At 69.0% G+C, this 19195-nt stretch carries 17 protein-coding genes, 1 tRNA gene and 1 pseudogene; 8 read left to right on the forward strand and 11 right to left on the reverse strand.

The window, feature by feature from the left end; translation table 11 throughout:
* Positions 1–54 precede the first annotated feature (54 nt).
* From tmk to K9D12_RS05410, 4 genes are all read left to right on the forward strand, one after another.
* Complete coding sequence (gene tmk / locus K9D12_RS05395; RefSeq protein WP_223059670.1) at positions 55–756, forward strand: dTMP kinase; 702 nt, start codon at positions 55–57, stop codon at positions 754–756.
* Entirely contained in the window at positions 753–1937 is a 1185-nt protein-coding gene (locus K9D12_RS05400) for a DNA polymerase III subunit delta' (RefSeq protein ID WP_223059671.1), read from the forward strand. The genes tmk and K9D12_RS05400 overlap by 4 nt, the downstream gene beginning before the upstream one ends.
* Before the next feature lie 17 nt (positions 1938–1954).
* Positions 1955–3508, forward strand: coding sequence for an alpha/beta hydrolase (locus K9D12_RS05405; RefSeq protein WP_223059672.1), 1554 nt, complete (start codon positions 1955–1957; stop codon positions 3506–3508).
* 136 nt (positions 3509–3644) lie between these two features.
* Positions 3645–3718 (forward strand) — tRNA-Thr (locus K9D12_RS05410).
* 78 nt (positions 3719–3796) lie between these two features.
* Here K9D12_RS05410 and K9D12_RS05415 read toward each other — a convergent pair.
* The 4 genes from K9D12_RS05415 to K9D12_RS05430 form a co-directional block, all read right to left on the reverse strand.
* Positions 3797–4456, reverse strand: coding sequence for a LysE family translocator (locus K9D12_RS05415; RefSeq protein WP_052947100.1), 660 nt, complete (start codon positions 4454–4456; stop codon positions 3797–3799).
* Positions 4457–4475: 19 nt separating this feature from the next.
* Positions 4476–5021, reverse strand: coding sequence for a helix-turn-helix domain-containing protein (locus K9D12_RS05420; RefSeq protein WP_047312475.1), 546 nt, complete (start codon positions 5019–5021; stop codon positions 4476–4478).
* A 158-nt stretch (positions 5022–5179) separates the two neighbouring features.
* On the reverse strand, positions 5180–6898 hold the full coding sequence (locus tag K9D12_RS05425) for an AMP-binding protein (RefSeq protein WP_223059673.1): 1719 nt from the start codon (positions 6896–6898) through the stop codon (positions 5180–5182).
* A gap of 150 nt (positions 6899–7048) precedes the next feature.
* Positions 7049–8047, reverse strand: coding sequence for a bile acid:sodium symporter family protein (locus K9D12_RS05430; protein WP_156170380.1), 999 nt, complete (start codon positions 8045–8047; stop codon positions 7049–7051).
* A 139-nt stretch (positions 8048–8186) separates the two neighbouring features.
* Here K9D12_RS05430 and K9D12_RS05435 point away from each other — a divergent pair, with 139 nt between their 5' ends.
* Positions 8187–9536 (forward strand): nitrate/nitrite transporter, encoded by a 1350-nt coding sequence (locus K9D12_RS05435; protein ID WP_223059674.1) that lies wholly within the window; start codon positions 8187–8189, stop codon positions 9534–9536.
* A gap of 37 nt (positions 9537–9573) precedes the next feature.
* Here the strand turns inward: K9D12_RS05435 and K9D12_RS05440 are convergent, their stop codons facing one another.
* From K9D12_RS05440 to K9D12_RS15240, 3 genes and pseudogenes are all read right to left on the reverse strand, one after another.
* On the reverse strand, positions 9574–10815 hold the full coding sequence (locus tag K9D12_RS05440; RefSeq protein WP_370633460.1) for an MFS transporter: 1242 nt from the start codon (positions 10813–10815) through the stop codon (positions 9574–9576).
* A gap of 83 nt (positions 10816–10898) precedes the next feature.
* Positions 10899–12086: a CapA family protein gene (locus K9D12_RS05445; protein ID WP_223059675.1), complete on the reverse strand. Its 1188-nt coding sequence runs from the start codon at positions 12084–12086 to the stop codon at positions 10899–10901.
* Positions 12087–12447: 361 nt separating this feature from the next.
* Positions 12448–12567 (reverse strand): annotated as a pseudogene (locus tag K9D12_RS15240) ((4Fe-4S)-binding protein); the annotation flags it as partial.
* 129 nt (positions 12568–12696) lie between these two features.
* Here K9D12_RS15240 and K9D12_RS05455 point away from each other — a divergent pair.
* From K9D12_RS05455 to K9D12_RS05465, 3 genes are read left to right on the forward strand one after another with little or no spacing between them, the layout of a single operon-like run.
* On the forward strand, positions 12697–13338 hold the full coding sequence (locus K9D12_RS05455) for an alpha-ketoglutarate-dependent dioxygenase AlkB (protein WP_129665349.1): 642 nt from the start codon (positions 12697–12699) through the stop codon (positions 13336–13338).
* Positions 13339–13387: 49 nt separating this feature from the next.
* A complete protein-coding gene (locus K9D12_RS05460; RefSeq protein ID WP_129665347.1) occupies positions 13388–13681 on the forward strand; it encodes a hypothetical protein in 294 nt (97 codons plus the stop codon).
* Positions 13678–13998, forward strand: a complete 321-nt coding sequence (locus K9D12_RS05465; protein WP_129665346.1) for a hypothetical protein — start codon at positions 13678–13680, stop codon at positions 13996–13998. The genes K9D12_RS05460 and K9D12_RS05465 overlap by 4 nt, the downstream gene beginning before the upstream one ends.
* Positions 13999–14191: 193 nt before the next feature.
* Here the strand turns inward: K9D12_RS05465 and leuA are convergent, their stop codons facing one another.
* The 4 genes from leuA to K9D12_RS05485 all read right to left on the reverse strand — a co-directional run bounded on the left by leuA (position 14192) and on the right by K9D12_RS05485 (position 19188).
* Positions 14192–15940, reverse strand: a complete 1749-nt coding sequence (leuA, locus tag K9D12_RS05470; protein ID WP_129665344.1) for a 2-isopropylmalate synthase — start codon at positions 15938–15940, stop codon at positions 14192–14194.
* A gap of 245 nt (positions 15941–16185) precedes the next feature.
* Positions 16186–16932 (reverse strand): class I SAM-dependent methyltransferase, encoded by a 747-nt coding sequence (locus K9D12_RS05475; protein ID WP_225910957.1) that lies wholly within the window; start codon positions 16930–16932, stop codon positions 16186–16188.
* A 16-nt stretch (positions 16933–16948) separates the two neighbouring features.
* Positions 16949–17878, reverse strand: coding sequence for a GTPase Era (gene era, locus K9D12_RS05480; RefSeq protein ID WP_223059676.1), 930 nt, complete (start codon positions 17876–17878; stop codon positions 16949–16951).
* The gene (locus tag K9D12_RS05485) at positions 17878–19188 is read right to left on the reverse strand and encodes a hemolysin family protein (RefSeq protein ID WP_187034705.1); all 1311 of its coding nucleotides are present in this window, start codon (positions 19186–19188) and stop codon (positions 17878–17880) included. Before K9D12_RS05485 ends, era begins: the two co-directional genes overlap by 1 nt.
* Positions 19189–19195 lie beyond the last annotated feature (7 nt).

Genomic DNA, 19195 nt, shown 5'->3' on the forward strand with positions numbered 1-19195 from the left:
GCCGCGACCGAGCGGCGATCCGGCGTTGTCGGTGCGCCTCGGTAGGGTGTGCGCATGGCTGACGACGTGCGTGACGAGGAACTGCTCGCCCCCGTGCCCGGCGCGGCCCGCGATGGTGTCAGTGGCAGCGCACGCGCAGGTCTTTTCGTCACGTTCGAAGGCGGCGACGGCGCCGGCAAGACGACGCAGATCGCGCTCGCCCAGGCCTGGCTCGAGGAGCAGGGCCACGCCGTCGTCACGACGCGCGAGCCGGGCGGCACCGAACTCGGAGTCGCGATCCGGCAGCTCATCCTCCACGGCGACCACGTCGCGCCCCGCGCCGAGGCGCTGCTCTACGCGGCCGATCGGGCTCACCACGTCGAGACACTCGTGCGCCCGGCGCTCGAACGCGGCGACGTCGTCCTGCAGGATCGCTACATCGACTCGTCCATCGCCTACCAGGGCGCGGGCCGCGCGCTCGACGCCGCCGACATCGAGTCCATCTCACGCTGGGCGACCACGGGCCTCACGCCCGAGCTCACGGTGCTGCTCGACGTCGACCCGGCTGACGGCCGCGCCCGCCGTGGTGGCCGCGGCGGCGAAGACCGGCTCGAACGTGAAGCCGACGACTTTCACGCGCGCGTGCGCGAACACTTCCTCGCACTCGCCGCTCGCGACGGGGAGCGTTACCTCGTCCTCGACGCTTCGCTGCCGCGTGAGGACATCGCAGCTGCGGTTCGCACCCGACTCGAACAGACCTTGGCGGCGCGTCGATGAGCGTGCAGGCGCCCGAGGTGCGCTCCGTTCCGGGCATCGGCGAAGGCGTGTGGCGCGATCTCGTCGGCCAGGACGATGCCGTCCGCACGCTCTCGGAGGCTATCGCCGACCCCCGCCGCATGACGCACGCGTGGCTCCTCACCGGCCCGCCCGGCTCGGGGCGCTCCAACGCGGCCCGCGCGTTCGCCGCCGCGCTCGAGTGCCCACAGGGCGGGTGTGGTGAGTGCCGCGAATGCCGCACCACGTTCGACGGTTCTCACGCCGACGTCCAGATCGTCTCGACGAAGGGTCTGACGATCCAGGTCCGCGAGGCCCGCGATCTGGCGCTCGCGGCACAGTCGTCGCCGTCGGTGGGGCGCTGGCGCGTCATCGTCATCGAGGACGCCGACCGCCTCACCGAACGCGCCGCCGACGCCCTGCTCAAGGCCCTCGAGGAGCCTGTGCCGCGCACCGTCTGGCTGCTGTGTGCGCCGAGCGTCGAGGACATCATCGTCACGCTCCGCAGCCGGTCTCGTCACGTGCGCCTGCGCATCCCTCCGGTCGAAGCCGTGGCCGAACTTCTCGTGCGCCGCGACGGAGTCGACGTGGCCATGGCCACGTACGCGGCCCGCGCCGCGCAGTCGCACATCGGCATCGCTCGCCGACTCGCGCGTGACGAAGGCGCTCGGATCCGCCGACGGGAGACCCTCCTGCTCGCCCTGTCCATCCGCGGGCTCGGTGACGCACTCAAGGCCGCCGCCGACCTCGCGTCGATCGCCGAGGACGAATCCGGCGCGTCGTCGGGGGAGCGCAACGCCCAGGAGAAAGCCAAGCTGCTCGAGCAGTTGGGCGCCGACACGTCGGCGAGAACCCAACCCCCGCACGTGCGTTCGGCGATCAATCAGCTCGAGAAGGAGCAGAAGACGCGGGCCACGCGATTCGCGCGTGACGTCGTCGACCGTGCCCTCATCGACCTCGCCTCGATGTACCGCGACGCCATGGTCGTGCGCTGGGGCAAGCCGGTCGACCTCGTCAACGCCGACATCGTCGGTGAGGTCGAACAGCTCGCGCGGGCGCTGACACCCGAGCAACTGCTGCTCGCCCTCGACGCCATCGCCACCGCACGCGAACGCATCGCCGCCAACGTGCCGCCTCTGCTCGCGCTCGAAGCCATGTGCATCGCGCTCGAACTTCCCCTGTGACGCCCCGAGGAGACCCCATGACCCGACGCGCCACCCCCCGCTCACTGCGCACGGCCCTCGCGGCGGCTGCTGCACTGACGCTGGTGGCCGGCTGCAGCTCGTCGTCGTCGCACTCCGAGGCAACCGGGGCGGGCAGTGCCACCACGTCGGCATCGAAGGCCGGGCCCGCTCCGTCGGGTCTGCAGTCGTTCTACTCCCAGAAGCTCGAGTGGGAAGAGTGCGACGAGGGTGAGTGCGCGAAGCTGCGCGTGCCCATCGACTACGCCAAGCCGAACGGTGCCACGATCGAGATCGCGGTCAACCGCCAGAAAGCCACCGGCACGAAGAAGGGGTCGCTCGTCGTCAACCCGGGTGGACCCGGCGCCTCGGGTGTCGACTATGCCGCGGCCGCCGACAGCATCGTCAGTTCGGGCGTGCGCGAGAGCTTCGACGTCGTGGGCTTCGACCCGCGAGGCGTTCAACGTTCGGCGGCCATCACGTGCGTCGGCGACGCCGAGCTCGACGATCTTCTCGGTGCCGATCCGTCACCCGACAACGCGGCAGAACAGAAGGAACTGCTCGCCGCCGACAAGTCCTTCGCCGACGCCTGCAAGAAGAACGCTGGCCCGCTGCTCGGCCACGTCTCCACCGAGGAAGCGGCCAAGGACATGGACGTTCTGCGCGCGGCCCTCGGCGAGGACAAGCTCGACTACCTCGGAAAGTCGTACGGAACGTTCCTCGGAGCCTCCTACGCCGAGCAGTTCCCGAAGAAGGTCGGGCGCATGGTGCTCGACGGCGTGCTGCCACCCGACCTCACGATGGCCGAGCTCAACGCCGGACAGGCCAAGGGATTCGAAACGGCACTGGACGCCTACCTCGCCTCCTGCACGAAGGAATCCGACTGCCCGCTCGGTTCGGAACCGGCGGCCGGCAAGAAGAAACTCCAGGAGTTCCTCGTGGGCCTCGACGACAAGACCGTTCGCGCCGAGGGTGACTCGCGCATCGATCGACTCACCGAGGGGTGGGCCGTCAACGGCATCGCCGCGGGCCTCTACGACGAGGCCAGCTGGCCGGGCCTGACGGATGCGTTGCGCGGGGCGATGAACGGTGACGGGACGCTCCTGCTCGCCTCGGGCAAGCAGTACGCCGAGCGCAACGACGACGGCACCTACAACGGCAACATCATGCAGGTCATCAACGCTGTCACCTGCCTCGACCGCCCGGCCCCGACGGGCGGCGTCGCGACGTACGAAAAGGAATCGAAGGCGCTCGCCAAGGACGCCCCGACCTGGGGCTCGCAGCTCGCCTGGGCCGGCGCCATCTGCGCGGACTGGCCGGTCAAGGCCACGGGTGAGGCCAAGCCGGTCAAGGCGGCGGGCTCCGGACCGATCGTTGTCGTCGGCACGACCCGCGACCCGGCCACACCGTACGAGTGGAGCGAACGCCTCGAGAAGCAGCTCGAGAACGGGCGTCTCGTGAGCTACGACGGTGACGGTCACACGGCCTACGGCCGCGGCTCCGAGTGCGTCGACTCGGCCATCGACTCCTACTTGCTCGAAGGTAAGAACCTTCCGGAGAAGACCACCTGCTGAGGGTTGTCCTCACGCTTTTTTCGCGACACCCGTTCGACGGGTGGGCGAGCGCGTGGAGGGCCCCCGCAATTCGCGTTCGCCTGAGTCCTCGTGTAATGTCTAGCCTCGCTGCCGGAGATTCTCCGAGCCCAGCGGTGCCGCTTTAGCTCAGTCGGCCAGAGCGTCTCACTCGTAATGAGAAGGTCGTCGGTTCGATTCCGACAAGCGGCTCAGCGCACGAAAGCCTCCAGGTCTCACCTGGGGGCTTTCGTCATGTCGGGGCAACCGCCTCCGTCGCTGCGGCGAAGGTCACGCCTTCGCGGCGAGCGAGACGCCGATGACGGTGAACACGCCACCCACCGCGCCGTCGATACGGCGGGCTGCGCGGCGATAGCCGTTCGCGACGCGTTCGCCGGACGCGATCCACGCGAGGCTCGCGAACCACGCGAACGCGACGCCGACGATGGTGGCGAAGACCTCGAGCTGGGCGAGCAACGGCGAACCGTGCGGCACGATCGAGGCGAGCAGGGCGCCGAAGAAGACGAGGGCCTTCGGGTTGGCGACGTTCGTCACGAGGCCGATGCGGTACGCCTTCCACACGCTGCGGGTCGCGAGGGGTGCTGACGCGGCGGCCGCATTGGCTCCGGGAGCCTCTGCGTCGTCATCGTTGTTGCTGCTGCTGCGACGCAGGCTCCACAGGATGCGCAGGCCGTACCCGATGAGGAACGCCGCGCCGAGGTAACGCACCACCTTGTAGGCGGCCTCGTACTGGGCGAAGACCACGGCGAGGCCGGTGAGGGCGAGCACGACCCACAGGGCGATGCCGGTCGTCACGCCGGCGGCGACGAACAGCCCTTTCCGGCGACCCGAGGTTGCCGAGGTGCGCATGACGGCGAGGAAGTCGGGCCCGGGGGAGGCGACGGCGACGATCCAGGCCGACAGCAGGGTGAGCCAGGTGGCGAGGGACAAGGGTGCTCCTTCTGGGTGATCAGCCGAGCGTGGGCGTGGCGAAGACGAAGTGCATGTCGGCCCCCTCGGGGCCGGCGATGTAGCGGTGGGGTGCGTCCCCGGGGAACGCGACGAGGTCGCCGGGCTCCAGATCAACGGGGGCGTCCGTGGGGCCGGCCCGCAGCGAGCCGCTCACGAGGATGATGTGTTCGACCGTGCCGGGAGTGTGCGGAACGCCGTCGAAGACGTCGCCGGGCGGCATGTGCAGACGCCAGATCTCGAGGCTGCGGCCTCCGCCGACGCGCGCGAGGAACTGACGGGTGAACTCGTCGTGTGGTGCGGGTTCGGCGCGCACGACGGTGGCCTGGCCGGTGGGCTGAACCGTGAGCAGGTCGGTGAGCGGGATGCCGAGGGCTCGCGCCAGGGCGTCGAGCGTATCGAGCGTCGGGTTGCCGCGCCCCGCCTCGAGATTCGACAGGGTGCCCTTGCCGAGATCAGCTCGTCGCGCGAGCTCGGTGAGGGAGAACCCTCGCTGCTCGCGGCGCAGCTTGATCTGCGCTCCGACGCGTTCGCTCAGGTAGGCCATGTGTTCACTTTAGCGAACGTTTCGTTCGGCGGATAGTGCGATTTGTGTGTGATGGGTCTCGTCATGTGGCGCGTTGGCACCTCAGTCGGCGCCGGGCATAAAGCGACCCTTCCCCGAGCCGTCATCCGTGGCCCGGGGGAAGGGTCGCCGCAGCGCCGTCAGCCGCGCAGGCTGGGGAAGTCCTCGTCGCGGAACTCGCCCTCGGGCCGCTCGTGGGCGTCGGCCAGCTCGTTCTCGCGGCCGCGTAGTTCGACGCGTCGGATCTTGCCCGAGATCGTCTTCGGCAGTTCGGCGAACTCGAGGCGACGCACGCGTTGCCACGGCGCCAGGCGCTCGCGGGCGAACGCGAAGATGCTCTCCGCCGTCGCCTCGTCACCCTCCTGCCCGTCGACGAGGACGAGGTAAGCCTTCGGTACGGCGAGGCGGACGGCGTCGGGGGCCGGCGCGATGGCTGCCTCGGCCACGGCCGGGTGTTCGATGAGCACCGACTCCAACTCGAACGGGCTGATCTTGTAGTCGCTCGCCTTGAACACGTCGTCGGTGCGCCCGACGTAGCTGATGTAGCCCTCGTCGTCGATCGTCGCCACGTCACCCGTGTGATAAAAACCGCCCTCCAATGCCTCGGCGTTGCGCTTCTCGTCGCCGAGGTAGCCGGTCATGAGCGAGAGCGGCCGGTCGGACAGGTCGAGGCAGATCTCGCCCTCGCCGGCGCCCTCGACGCGCTCACCCGTCATCGGGTCGACGATGACGACCGGGATGCCCGGCAGCGCCCGGCCCATGGACCCCGGCTTCACCGTGGAGCCGGGGGTGTTGCCGACGGACGCCGTCATCTCGGTCTGGCCGTAGCCGTCGCGGATCGTGAGACCCCACGCCTTCTCGACGCGGGAGATGACCTCCGGGTTGAGCGGCTCGCCCGCGCCGATGAGTTCGCGCAGCGATCCCTTGCCGCCCGAGAGGTCGGCGTTGATGAGCATGCGCCACACCGTGGGAGGCGCGCAGAACGTCGTCACCTCGCGGCTGCGCAGCTGCTCCAGCAGGGCGCCGGGGGAGAAGCGCGTGTAGTTGTAGACGAAGATCGTCGCCTCCGCGATCCACGGCGCGAAGAAGCACGACCACGCGTGCTTGGCCCACCCCGGACTGGAGATGTTGAGGTGCACGTCGCCCGGTTCGAGACCGAGCCAGTACATCGTCGACAGGTGACCCAGCGGGTACGACGACTGCGTGTGCTCGACGAGCTTCGGCCGGCTCGTCGTGCCGGACGTGAAGTAGTAGAGCAGCGGGTCGCTCGGCGCGGTGCCCGGGTGCTCGAGCGGGGTGGCGCCCTCGACGTTCGCGTAGGCGGCGCGCATGTCCTGCCAGCCGTCGCTCTCGCCGACGGAGATGCGCGTGTACGTGCCGGGCACGGAGGAGAACTTGCCGGTGTCCGCAGCGTTCGCGATGACGTGCTTGACGCCGCCGCGCTCGATGCGGTCGACGAGATCGCTCGGCCCGACGGCCGTCGTTGTCGGCATGATGATGGCGCCCAGCTTCATCGCGGCGAGCATGACGTCCCACAGCTCGACCTGGTTGGCGAGCATGACGACGACGGGGTCGCCCCGGCGTACGCCTCGTTCGGCGAGCCACGTCCCGATGGCATCGGAGCGGCGCGCCATCTCGTCGAACGTCGCCTCCTGCGAGGAGCCGTCCTCCTCGACGATGACGAGCGCCTTCGCGTCGTTGCCGCGCGCGATGACGTCGAACCAGTCGTGCGCCCAGTTGAAGCGCTCACCCAGGTCGGGCCACGTGAACGAGGCGACGGCTTCGTCGTGCTTGCCGCGAAGGGCCAGCAGCTCGTCCCGGGCCTGGCGATAGCGGGTGGTGGCAACGTTCTCGCTCATGCTCGGCACCTTGCCAAAGCCGGTATGGGTTACGGACGAGTACACATGAGGTGAATCACGTCGGCCATGGCCCGGTGTGTGAGCTCCGGTCCGTCCGGTGACCAGCGCAGCTCACAGAACGAGTCACGACTCACATCACGGTCGGGGTGCTCAGTCGCGCACCGGCCGGCGCGCGAACCACGCGGCGAGCACGGCGCCCGAGACGTTGTGCCACACGGAGAACACGGCCGACGGCAGCGCGGCGAGCGGGGAGAAGTGCACCTTCGCCAGCGTCGCGGCAAGGCCGGAGTTCTGCATGCCCACCTCGAAGGCGAGCGCGCGGCGGGCCTTCGCGTCGAGGCCCGCGAAGCGCGCTGCGAGGTAGCCCAGGCCGAGCCCGAAGCCGTTGTGCAACACGACCGCGAGGAACACGATGCCGCCGACGGAGGCGAGCTTGCCGGCGCTTCCTGCAACGACGATCGCGACGATCCAGGCGATGACGACGGCGCTCACCCACGGCAGGGCCGGAGCGATGGCGCGTACGCCGGCGTCCTTGATGACGAGACGGACGACGACGCCGAGCACGATCGGCACGAGCACCGTCTTGACGATGTCCACCATCATCGAGCCTGCGTCGACGTGGAGGTACGACCCGGCGAGCAGCGCCGTCAGTGCAGGCGTGACGACGGGTGCCACAAGTGTCGAGACGGTAGCCACCGACACACCGAGCGCGACGTCGCCCTTCGACAGGAACGTCATGACGTTCGACGCCGTGCCGCTCGGCGCACATCCGACGAGGATGAGACCCACGGCCAGCTCCGGTGAGAGCGCGAGCGCGTGCGCGATGACCCACCCGGCTCCCGGCATGATGACGTAGTGGGCCACCAGCCCGATGAGCACGGCCCAGGGGCGGCGCATGACGGCGGCGAAGTCGTGTGGTGTGAGCGTGAGACCCATCGTGAACATCACGACGCCGAGCAGGTACGGCACCCATGTGGCGTGCGGCGTGAAAAGGCCGGGCTGGGTGTAGCCCCACGCGCCTGCGATGACGACGACGATCGGCAGGGCCGTCACCGCCACGAGTGCGGCGCGACGCTGCTTCGGCGTCTCGACGGCGGCCGCCCCGGAGGTCGAGGAGGGCGCGTTGCTGCGCTCGGAGGCCATCGTCATCCCATCGGTCGTCGGGCATATGCCGAACCGGGCACACGCGGGGTGGCCTCGTTCCACCCGATCCACCGCGTGCGGGCGCATCGGGTGCGCTGAGACACTGACGCGAGAATATCGGAAGGCGAACTAAAGTAGAGGCGTCATGACGAGCACGCCCGCACCCGCCCCCGAACCCCGCCTCCTCGCACCGCTCGGCGGCCGACGCGCGTGGGCGATCTGGGGAGCGGCGGTCGCCGTCTATGTGCTCGCTGTCTTCCACCGCACATCGCTCGGGGTGGCGGGCATCATGGCGGCCGAGCGGTTCGGCATCAGCTCCTCGCAGCTCGCGACCTTCGCCATGGTCCAACTGCTCGTCTACGCGGCGATGCAGGTGCCCGTCGGGGCCGCGCTCGACCAGTACGGCTCACGCATCCTCCTGGCCGCCGGTGCCCTGACGATGACGGCCGGGCAGGCCTGGTTCGCCTTCGCTCACACCTTCGCGGCAGGGTTGGGCGCCCGCGTCCTCGTCGGCATGGGCGACGCGATGATCTTCGTCTGCGTCCTGCGCATCGCCGCGCTGTGGTTCCCGCCGATGCGAGCGCCGCTCGTCACCCAGATCACCGGTTTCGCCGGCCAGATCGGTGCGTTGCTCGCGGCGGGTCCGCTCGCCGCGGCGCTCCACGCGCTGGGGTGGGAGACGACCTACCTCATCGCCGCTGCCCTGGGTCTCGTGCTCGGCCTCGTCATGTGGTTCGTCGTCGTCGACAGCCCGAACCTCGACAAACGGCGCGACACCGTCAGGCTGCGGGCGGTTGCCCGGGTGCTCGGCGAGGTCTGGCGCGAGCCGGGCACACGCCTGGGCCTGTGGACCCACTTCACCGCACAGTTCGCGATGAACGTGTTCGTCCTCCTGTGGGGTTTCCCGTTCCTCACGAAGGGTCAGGGCCTGTCCGAGGCGACGGCGAGCACATTGCGGTCCCTCATGGTCGTGACGATCATCGTGGCGAGTCCGGTGCTGGGCATGTACACGGCGCGGATGCCACACCGTCGCTCGGTCGTCGTCATGACGCTCATCGGCGTCATCATCGCGCTGTGGAGCGTCGTGCTCGCGTGGCCCGGGCGGGCGCCGCTGTGGCTGCTCGTCCTGCTGTGCATCGCCGTGTCGCTCGGCGGGCCGGGCTCCATGGTCGGCTTCGACATGGCCCGCTCCTTCAACGCGCCCACCCGCCTCGGCAGTGCCAACGGCATCGTCAACGTCGGGGGATACGTCGCCTCCGTGACGTGCATCCTGCTCATCGGGGTCGTGCTCGACCACGTCGCCCCGGGCGGCCCGGCTACCTACGACGCGGGCTCCTTCCGCGCAGCGATGAGCGTGCAGTATCTCGTCTGGGCCTTCGGCCTCGCGATGATGTGGCGCTCGCGGCGTCGCACGCATGCCGTCGTCCTCGCCGATGACGCCTACGCCCACCTGCGTGCGGGCGTCCCGAGCAGGCGGCGACGCACGGGCGCCTGACCCGCCATCGGCGTGGACCCACGTCGGCCGCAGAGACTCAGGCGAGCTCGTCGTCGACGTATCCCGAACGGGCGAGCACCAGTCCGGCGGCGGTCATGATGACGCCGGTCCCCATGAGGAGCAGCAGGACGAGGGTCCATCCGCCGACGAGTTCGTGCACGATTCCCACAGCCACGGGCCCGACGCCGGCGATGACGTACCCGATGGGCTGGACGAAGCCGCTCACCTGGGCGGTGATGCGCGGATTGCGGGTGCGTGCGGTGATCATGGCGATGGCACCGGGGAAGCTCCACCCGGAGATGCCGAGCATGAGCGCCCACAGCCACGGGGTGCTGGCCGGTGCGAGGAGCAGCCCGAAGTAGCCGCCCAACAGGAGCGCGCCGAGAACGAGCACCATCACCGTCATGAGTCCACGTCGGTTGACGACGCTGGGCATGATGAGCCCGCCGAAAATGCCGAGCGAGGCGATGAGCGCGAGCCAGGATCCCGCTTCGACGTTCGACAGGCCGGCGTCACGCCACACCTGCGGAAGCCACCCGAACTGGACGTAGGCATTCATCGACTGCATCCCGAAGTACACGCACATCAAGACGGCGGTGCGCGAGGCTCGCAGGCGGACCGGGGGCGCCGCCGGCGGCACGGTGTGATGGGCGAACGTTCGTCGCTCGCGCCCGGTCAGGGCCAGCCAGGGGATGACGGCGATGCCCGCGACGAGGCCCCACAGCGCCAGGGATCCTCGCCACCCGCCGGGCGCGCTCTGGGCGACGGGCGCGGCGAAAAGCGAGCCGAGCGAGCCGCCGATCGCCAGGCCGGTGCTGTAGATCGTCATGCCGCGGGTGCCGCCGTCGCTCGAATGCCGCTTGATCCAGGCCGGCGCGAGGATGTTGCCGAGGGCCATGCCGGCGAGCGCGAGCGTCGACAACAGGAGGAAACCGACGCCGTTGCCCGTGAGGGAACGCAGAAGGAGGCCGGTCGTGATGGCGACGAGGCCCGCAGCGACACCCGCCGTCACGCCGATGCGCTTGGCCAGCGTGACGGCGAGCGCGCCGACGAGGCCGAAGCACAGGCAGGGCAGAGCCGTCATGAGCCCCGCGACGGTGGCGCTGAGCCCGACGTCGTCACGCACCTCCTCGAGGACCGGTCCGACGGAGGCGGCCCCGGGGCGCAGGTTGATCGAGACGAGAGCGACGCCGAGCGTCCCGAGCACGCCGACACCGGTGATCGCCAGCCGCGAGTGTCTCGCGGTGATCTCGGGTTCGCGGTGGTCGGCGCTGCTCACCCGCTCAATGTAAGGCGAGCGGGTGCTCGCCGTCGGTGCATTCCATAGCGTGGGTAAGGATCTGGCCCCGGTGACCTGCCGGCTCAGCTCGCGGGCTTCGCGTCACAGCTCGGCAGGGCCGACATCGTCGACGTGACGCGCTTGTACGCCTCGGCGTTCTGCGTCGGCGTGGCGAGCTGGATCTCGTAGTCGCCGAGGTGGACGTGCGTGGGCTGGTAGGTGAGCTTCTGCGCGAGCCTGCCGTCCGAGCCGCGGCTGAAGGCGACGTCGACGATCATGCCGTCCTGGGTCGCGGGCTTGAGGTCCGGGTTCTGGTCGTGGCTCTGGTTGCTGATGAAGTTGCCCATGCCGTAGACGACGTACTTGCCGTTGATCTTCTCGCAGGGTTGGGCGACGTGAACATGCGTGCCGAGGATGAGGTCGACATCGGGGGAGTCGAGGAGCTTCTTCGCCAGCTCCCGCTGCTCAGGGCTCGCCTCGGAGCTGTACTCCGGCCCCCAGTGCATGCTCAGCACGACGGCGTCCGCGCCTGCCGCCTTTGCCTTGCGGGCGTCTGCGCGGATGCCTTCGGCCTTGACGATCGGGAACTGCCAGTACTTGAACCAGGGCATGTCCGGCGGCACGTTCGTGTTGGACGCTGCCTCGTTGCCCGTCGTGTACGAGTACGCGAGATGAGCCACCTTGAGGCCCTTGACGTCGTGGATCACCGGCTTCTGGGTGTCCGTCGTATGGGGCGAGGGCCCCTGGTTCTTCAGCCCCGCGTCGTCGAGAACCTTCTTCGTCGACGCGACGCCGGCGAGGCCGCGGTCGACGACGTGGTTGCCGACGCGGTCGCACCCGTCGAACCCGGCGCGCTTGAGCGAACCCGCGACCTCGTGCGGCACGTTGAACGACAGCGTGGCCGGGACGGACAGGTTGGTGTTGTCGGTCGAGAGCGGCGTTTCCATGTGACAGAGCGCGAGGTCGAGCTCGCTGATCGGCTTCTTCACGGCGGCGAACATCGGGTCGAAGTCGTACCCTGAGCCGCCCGCGTTGGCCTTGGCTCGATCACGCACCGGCGTGTGGACGAGGATGTCGCCCGAGCCGCCGACGTGGACGACCTCGCCGTGCGTCAGGCCCGCGCTCGACGATGACGCCGAGGTGTTCGTCTCCGATGATGTGTTCGTGCCGTCACCGGAGCGAGCGGTATCCGCGCCGTCGCCCGAAGTGCAGGCGACCGTCAGTGCGAGGACGGCCGTGGACATGATGATGCTGCGTGTCGTTCTCCCCATACCTGAAGGCTACGGATCTTCGGTGACGGGGGAAGGGTTGAGGCGCAAGAGATGTCGGGCGGCCAATCCGGATCGGCCCCGTCGGGCCATGCGCGCCCCAACGAGCGACGCGGGGGGGGGCCCCCGCGGGGGGGGGGGGCCCCGGGCGGATATTAAAAAAGGCCCCCCCCCCCCCCCGAGGAGAGTGTGGGGGGGGGGGGGGGGGGGGGGGGGGGGGGGGGGGGGGGGGGGGGGGGGGGGGGGGGGGGGGGGGGGGGGGGGGGGGGGGGGGGGGGGGGGGGGGGGGGGGGGGGGGGGGGCGGCGCCCCCCCCCCCCCCCCCCCCCCCCCCCCCCACCACCTAGCGGCCACCAGGTGCGCGCTCAGTGCTCCTCGATGTGCAGGGCCCCGGACGGGCAGCGCCCCACAACCTCGCGCAGGTGATCGGCGGAGGCTTCGTCGGGAGCTTGCTCGGGATTGATCCAGGGACGCTCGGACGTGTTGAAGACGCTCGGCGTTCAGTGCTCCAGCTGGTGAGGTTTGCTGCGGTTGGTGACGTTGCAACGTCACCATCCGCAGCAAACCTCACCAGCTGACCTCCGTCGCAGCTCTCCCATGCCATAATCGAACGCATGTTCGGAGGTTTACAGGGTTCACTGCTCGACCAGGTCGACGAGGTCGGCGTCCGCCCGCTCGCCGGCGCCGTACGTCGCACCGAGTTGTCGCGTGGTGCGTGGGTCGATCTGCGCCCGGGCTTCATCACCGGCGCTGACGAACTGTTCACGCGCCTCAATCTCGGCGGTAGCGCCGGAGTCGACTGGCAGGGTGAACGTCGCGTCATGTGGGAGAAGGAAGTGGAGACGCCACGCCTCCTGCGCTTCTACCGCAGCGACGAGACGTGGCCCGACCCGGTGATGCGCGAAGCGCAGGACGCCCTGAGTCGGCACTACTTCCCGGAACTCGGGGAGCCCTTCACCACGGCAGGAATGTGCCTGTACCGCGACGGCCGAGACTCTGTCGCGTGGCACGGCGACAAGGAGGGCCGCTCGAGCACGCAGGACACGATGATCGCCATCGTCTCGATCGGCTCACCGCGCACCCTTGCGCTGCGTCCCGTCGGAGGCGGCAACAGCCTGCGCTTCCAGATCGGGCACGGCGACCTGCTCGTCATGGGCGGCAGCTGCCAGAGGACCTGGGAACACGCGGTGCCGAAGACGACCAAGCCCGTCGGCCCGCGCATCAGCATCCAGTTCAGGCCGTACAACGTCCGCTGAAGCCACTCGTGCTGGGCGAACGTCCAGCGTCGCCGCATAGAGTCCACGCATGGACGCTGCACAGAGACTGATCCGGGGCCAGGAGCTCATGGACGCCGTCATCGCCGACACCGAGGCCATCCGCGCGCTCACGCGCGACCTGCCCGCCATGGGCGAGCGCTTCGACGCCGTCGACGCCGCCCACCACGAGACGTGGAGCGAGAACCCGGACGACCCGGGCGCGGTCTCGATGCCCGTCATCAGCGACGACTACCCGTGGGACATCGCGACGGCCCGCAGCAATGCGCTGCGTCACCTCGTGCGCACCGCCGCCGACCTGCACACCCAGGAGCGTGACGCGTGAGCACCGACGCAACGAACAGTTCAGCGAGTGAGCCTCTGAAGACTGGTCGCGATCAGAGCACCCTCGACGCCGTCGAGCACGACACCGCGCGCATCGCCCGGTTCACGAGCGGGCTGCGCACGATGGACGCCCGCTTCAGCGAGTTCGACGCGTACTACCGCGGCGCCTGGAGCGCCGATCGTGACGACGAGGACGCCCCCAACCTGGCCGTCACCGGCGAGGACTACCCCTGGGACGCCCTCAACGACTACCTCGACGCCCTGCGCGAACTCCTGCGTGTTGCCACCGAACTGCAGACGCGCGAACGTCGTCCCTGATCTCGAACCGGCCCCCGGCCTCACGGCAGGCTCCCCCGCCCAGCGCCGGTCTCCTGCGACACACGACGGGCCGCCGACAGACATGACGAAGCGGGTGGAGCCCAGTACCTTCCCCGGTTACTGGGTTCCACCCGCCCACATGATTATGCCGTCAATCGTGCGCTGATGCGCACTTGCGCGATCACACGACCGCTCAGGCGTTCACCTTCGCAGCGTCACGCTCCGCGCGGTTGACCGCCGACAGGATCGCCATGAGCGAGGCCTTGACCGTCGACTCGTGGATGCCGACGCCCCACAGCACGCGGTCGCCGATGGCCACCTCGACGTACGCCGCAGCGCGCGACGCCTCGCCCGAGCTCAACGTGTGCTCCGAGTAGTCGAGCAGGCGCACGTCGACGTCGATGCTGCTTAGCGCGTCGAAGAACGCGTCGATCGGGCCGTTACCGGTACCCGTGATCGTGAGCGGCTCCCCCGCGTCCGTGAGGCGCGCGACGATGTGGTCCTGGCCGTCGTCCGTCGACTCGAGCGAGTGACCGACCGGCGAGAAGCGGCCCCACGCGGAGTCACCCGTGCCCGTACCCGGCAGGTACTCGTCGGAGAACGTCTCCCACAGCCATTGCGGCGTCACCTCGCCACCCGCGGAGTCCGTCCACTTCTGGACGACGCCCGCGAACTCGATCTGCAGACGACGCGGCAGGTCGAGGTTGTGCTCGCTCTTGAGCAGGTACGCGACGCCGCCCTTGCCCGACTGGCTGTTGACGCGCACGACCGCCTCGTACGAGCGGCCCACGTCGTGCGGGTCGACCGGCAGGTACGGCACGCCCCAGACGAGCTCGTTGATCGGCTTGCCTGTCTCCTTGGACTGACGATCCATGTCGTCGAAGCCCTTCTTGATGGCGTCCTGGTGCGAGCCGGAGAAAGCCGTGAAGACGAGGTCACCGCCGTAGGGGTGGCGCTCGGGCACCGGCATCTGGTTGCAGTACTCGACCGTCGACCGGATCGTCTGGATGTCGGAGAAGTCGATCTGGGGATCGACGCCCTGGCCGAAGAGGTTGAGGCCCAGCGTCACGAGGCACACGTTGCCGGTGCGCTCACCGTTGCCGAACAGGCAGCCCTCGATGCGGTCGGCGCCGGCCATGTAACCCAGCTCGGCCGCCGCGACGCCCTCGCCCCGGTCGTTGTGCGGGTGCAGCGACAGGATGACCGATTCGCGGCGGTTGAGGTTGCGCGACATCCACTCGATCGAGTCGGCGTAGACGTTCGGCGTCGCCATCTCCACCGTCGCCGGCAGGTTGATGATCATCTTGTGGTCCGGCGTCGGGTCGATGACGTCGATGACCTCGTTGCAGATGCGCGCCGCGAACTCCAGCTCGGTGCCCGTGTAGGACTCCGGCGAGTACTCGTAGTACACCTTCGTCTCGGGGATCGTCTCCTCGAGCTTCTTGCACAGGCGCGCGCCCTGCAGCGCGATGTCGACGATGCCGTCCTGGTCGAGGTTGAACACGACCCGGCGCTGCAGCACCGACGTCGAGTTGTAGAAGTGCACGATCGCCTGCGGAGCACCCTTGATGGCGTCGAACGTCTTCTCGATGAGGTGGTCGCGGCACTGCGTCAGCACCTGGATCGTCACGTCGTCCGGGATGTGCCCGCCGTCGATGAGTTCACGCACGAAGTTGAAGTCGGTGTCGGACGCCGAGGGGAAACCGACCTCGATGTCCTTGTAGCCCATGTCGACGAGCAGCTTGAACATGCGCATCTTGCGCTCGGAGTTCATCGGATCGATGAGCGCCTGGTTGCCGTCACGCAGGTCGACCGCGCACCAGCGCGGGGCCTTGTCGATGACCTTGTCGGGCCACGTGCGATCGGGCAGGTCGACCTTGATTTGCTCGTGGAAGGGGACGTACTTGCCGATCGGCATGGTCGTCGGCTGCTGTGCGTGCATTTGGGTTTTCGCCTCACTGCGTTTCGTTGCGGGTGCCGGCCGAGCACCATTCAACTCCGCGGTGAGGATGGCCGACTAACTGGCCCCACCGCGGCATCGAAGAAGGAGGCTCACTCCCTGCGAAAAGCGCACGCCCTCACCGTAGGCGTGACGCGGCGCACAGCACCACCGTTCGAGACGAGCGTCCCAGCACGCGGACGTCGCCACGCATTGCTCGCCTGTGAGCATCACCCTTGAGCGCGCCCTCAGCGCCGGATGTCGCTCGCGCGCCGAATGACGAGGTACTTCTCGTCGATCTCCTCGATGGAGTACTTGCCGATCGGCACCTCGGAGACGACGAGTTCCTCGTCGAGCGAAAACGGCGCGATGCGCGTCGTCACCTCGCGCACGATCTCGCCGTCACGCACGGTGCGGTAGGTGTTCGTGATCTCGACGCGCCCGTCCTTGACCGGCACCGTCTGACGCCAGCGCTCGTAGGTGTTGCGGCCCATCGTGGCGCTGGCCGACTTCACCATCTCCTCACCGGTCTCGACGACGCCGTACGCGCGGCTCATGAGGATCGGGGCGCCCTCCGGCAGCACCTGGGCCATGCGGTCCCAGAACGCCTGACGGGCCCGTCCGCCGAGGAAGTAGATGACGTTGAACAGCAGCGCGCCGCCGATCTGCTCGGGCATCCACGCGTCGAGGATGGAGTTCGGCACGACGGTCGTGCGCTCACGCAGTTCGGGGCGTTCGGCCACGCGCATCATGAGCATCGAGCGCATCCAGGCGTCGGGCTCGACGGCGATGAGCTCGGAGTCGGGGAACTGCTCGGCGAGGGCCAGCGTCGTCAGGCCCGATCCCGGGCCGATGTCGACGAGCGGCAGGTCCGGCTTGAAGCCTGCTGCCTCCCACGGGATTCCGCCGACGTAGTCCGTCGCCGGATCGATCGGCAGACGCAGCGTGTCACCGAATTCGGCCCACGCCTCGTGATCCTTCATGTTGCCAGCCATCGTGTCGTTCACACCCTCAGAAATTGAATCCCAGCTTGCCCAGCTGCTTGGGGTCGCGCTGCCAGTCCTTCGCGACCTTGACGTGCAGGTCGAGGTAGACCTTCTGGCCGAGGAGCTTCTCGATGCCCTCACGCGCCGTCGTGCCCACCTCGCGCAGCCGCGAACCACCGCGCCCGATGATGATCGCCTTCTGGCTCGAGCGCTCGACGAACACGTTGACGCGCACGTCCATGAGCGGCTTGTCCTCGGGGCGCCCCTCGCGCGGCACCATCTCCTCGACGACGACGGCGAGCGAGTGCGGCAGTTCGTCGCGCACACCCTCGAGCGCGGCCTCGCGGATGAGTTCGGCGATCATAACGATCTGCGGCTCGTCGGTGAGCACGTCGTCCGGGTACAGCTTCGGCGACGGCGGCAGGTAGCTCGTGAGCACCTTCGCGACGTCCTCGACCTGGCGCCCGGAGACGGCGGAGCACGGCACGATCTCCGCCCACTCCCCCAGTCGGTCGACCTCGATGAGGTGCTCGGCGAGGCGTTCACGATCGACCTTGTCGGTCTTCGTCACGATGGCGACGACCGGCTTGCGGCGCACGCGCTGCAGCTCGGCGAGGTCCTTCGCGATGTACTGGTCGCCCGGGCCGACCTTCTGATCGGCGGGCAGGCAGAAACCGATGACGTCGACGTCCACCAGCGTCTCGCGCACGACGTCGTTGAGTCGCTCCCCGAGGAGCGTGCGGGGCTTGTGCAGCCCGGGGGTGTCGACGAGGACGATCTGCCCGTCGTCCTGCGTGAGAATGCCGCGGATCGTGTGACGCGTCGTCTGCGGCTTGCTCGACGTGATGGCGACCTTCTCGCCCACGAGGGCGTTCGTCAGCGTCGACTTGCCGGCGTTGGGCCGGCCCACGAGGCAGGCGAACCCTGCCCGGTACGTGCTCTCGTCAGTGTTCATCACACCATCTCCTCCGCGCCGCTGTTGGCGGCGTGTTCATCCCCGCGCTCGGCGGGATCTTCGTCTCCGACGCGCTCGACCACGAGGGTGGCCAGCTGGTGGCGTCGTCCGGCCATCTTCTCAGCCGTGAGGCGCAGACCCGCAATCTCACCGGTGGCGCCGGGCAGTGGCATCCGTCCGTCGATCTTCGCGAGCAGGCCGCCCACGGTGTCGATGTCGTCCTCTTCGATCGTGACGCCGAACAGCTCGCCCAGGTCGTCGATGGACATGCGCGCGGGCACGCGGGTGCGTCCGTCACCGAGATCCTCGACGCCAGGCGTGACGCGGTCGTACTCGTCGTCAATCTCGCCGACGATCTCCTCGACGATGTCCTCCATCGTCACGAGGCCCGCGGTGCCGCCGTACTCGTCGACGACGATGGCGAAATGGACGCGGTCGCGCTGCATCTCCTTGAGCAGGGCGTCGACCGGCTTCGACTCGGGCACGAACGCCATGTCGCGCATGACCTCGCTGATGCGGATCTCCTCGGCCTCACCCGTGAGGTGACGACGCACGACGTCCTTGAAGTAGAGCAGGCCGACGATGTCGTCGGTGTTCTCGCCGACGACGGGCACGCGGGAGAAGCCGGAACGCACGAAGAGGTTCATCGCCTGGCGCAGGCTCTTGTGGCCGTCGATGACGATCATGTCGGTGCGCGGCACCATGACCTCGCGCACGATGGTGTCGCCGAGTTCGAAGACCGAGTGGATCATGCGCCGTTCGTCGGCCTCGATGAGGTCGGAATCCTCGGCCAGGTCGACGAACTCGCGCAATTCGGCCTCGGAGTCGAACGGGCCTTCGCGGTAGCCCTCGCCCGGGGTGACGGCGTTGCCGAGGGCCACGAGCATCCGTGCCAACGGCGAGAGGACCTTGAGCGCAACGAGCAGCGGACGCGACGCGGCGAGCGCCACGGCGTCGGCGTGCTGGTGGCCGAGCGTGCGCGGCGAGACGCCGACGAGCACGAACGAGACGACCGCCATGACGGCCACCGCCGTGATGAGCGCGGGCCAGAAGTCGTCGAAGATGCGGGTGGCCGCGACGGTAACGAGCACGGCCGCCGTCATCTCGGCACCGACGCGCATGAAGGTGAGCACCATGAGCGCGGTGCTGTGTCGTTCGACGACGGCTCCGAGCGCCGGCGCGGCGGCGTGGCCGTCCTCGGCGAGCGACGCGACGCGCAGGCGCGTCATGCGGCTGACGGCGGATTCCACGAGGGCGAACCCGAAGCCCAGCACCACGCTGACGAGCGCGGCGATCAGCACGATCGTCACGTGCGTT

It is taken from the genome of Dermacoccus sp. Tok2021 (assembly GCF_019895135.1).
In the GTDB taxonomy this organism is placed as follows: domain Bacteria; phylum Actinomycetota; class Actinomycetes; order Actinomycetales; family Dermatophilaceae; genus Dermacoccus; species Dermacoccus abyssi.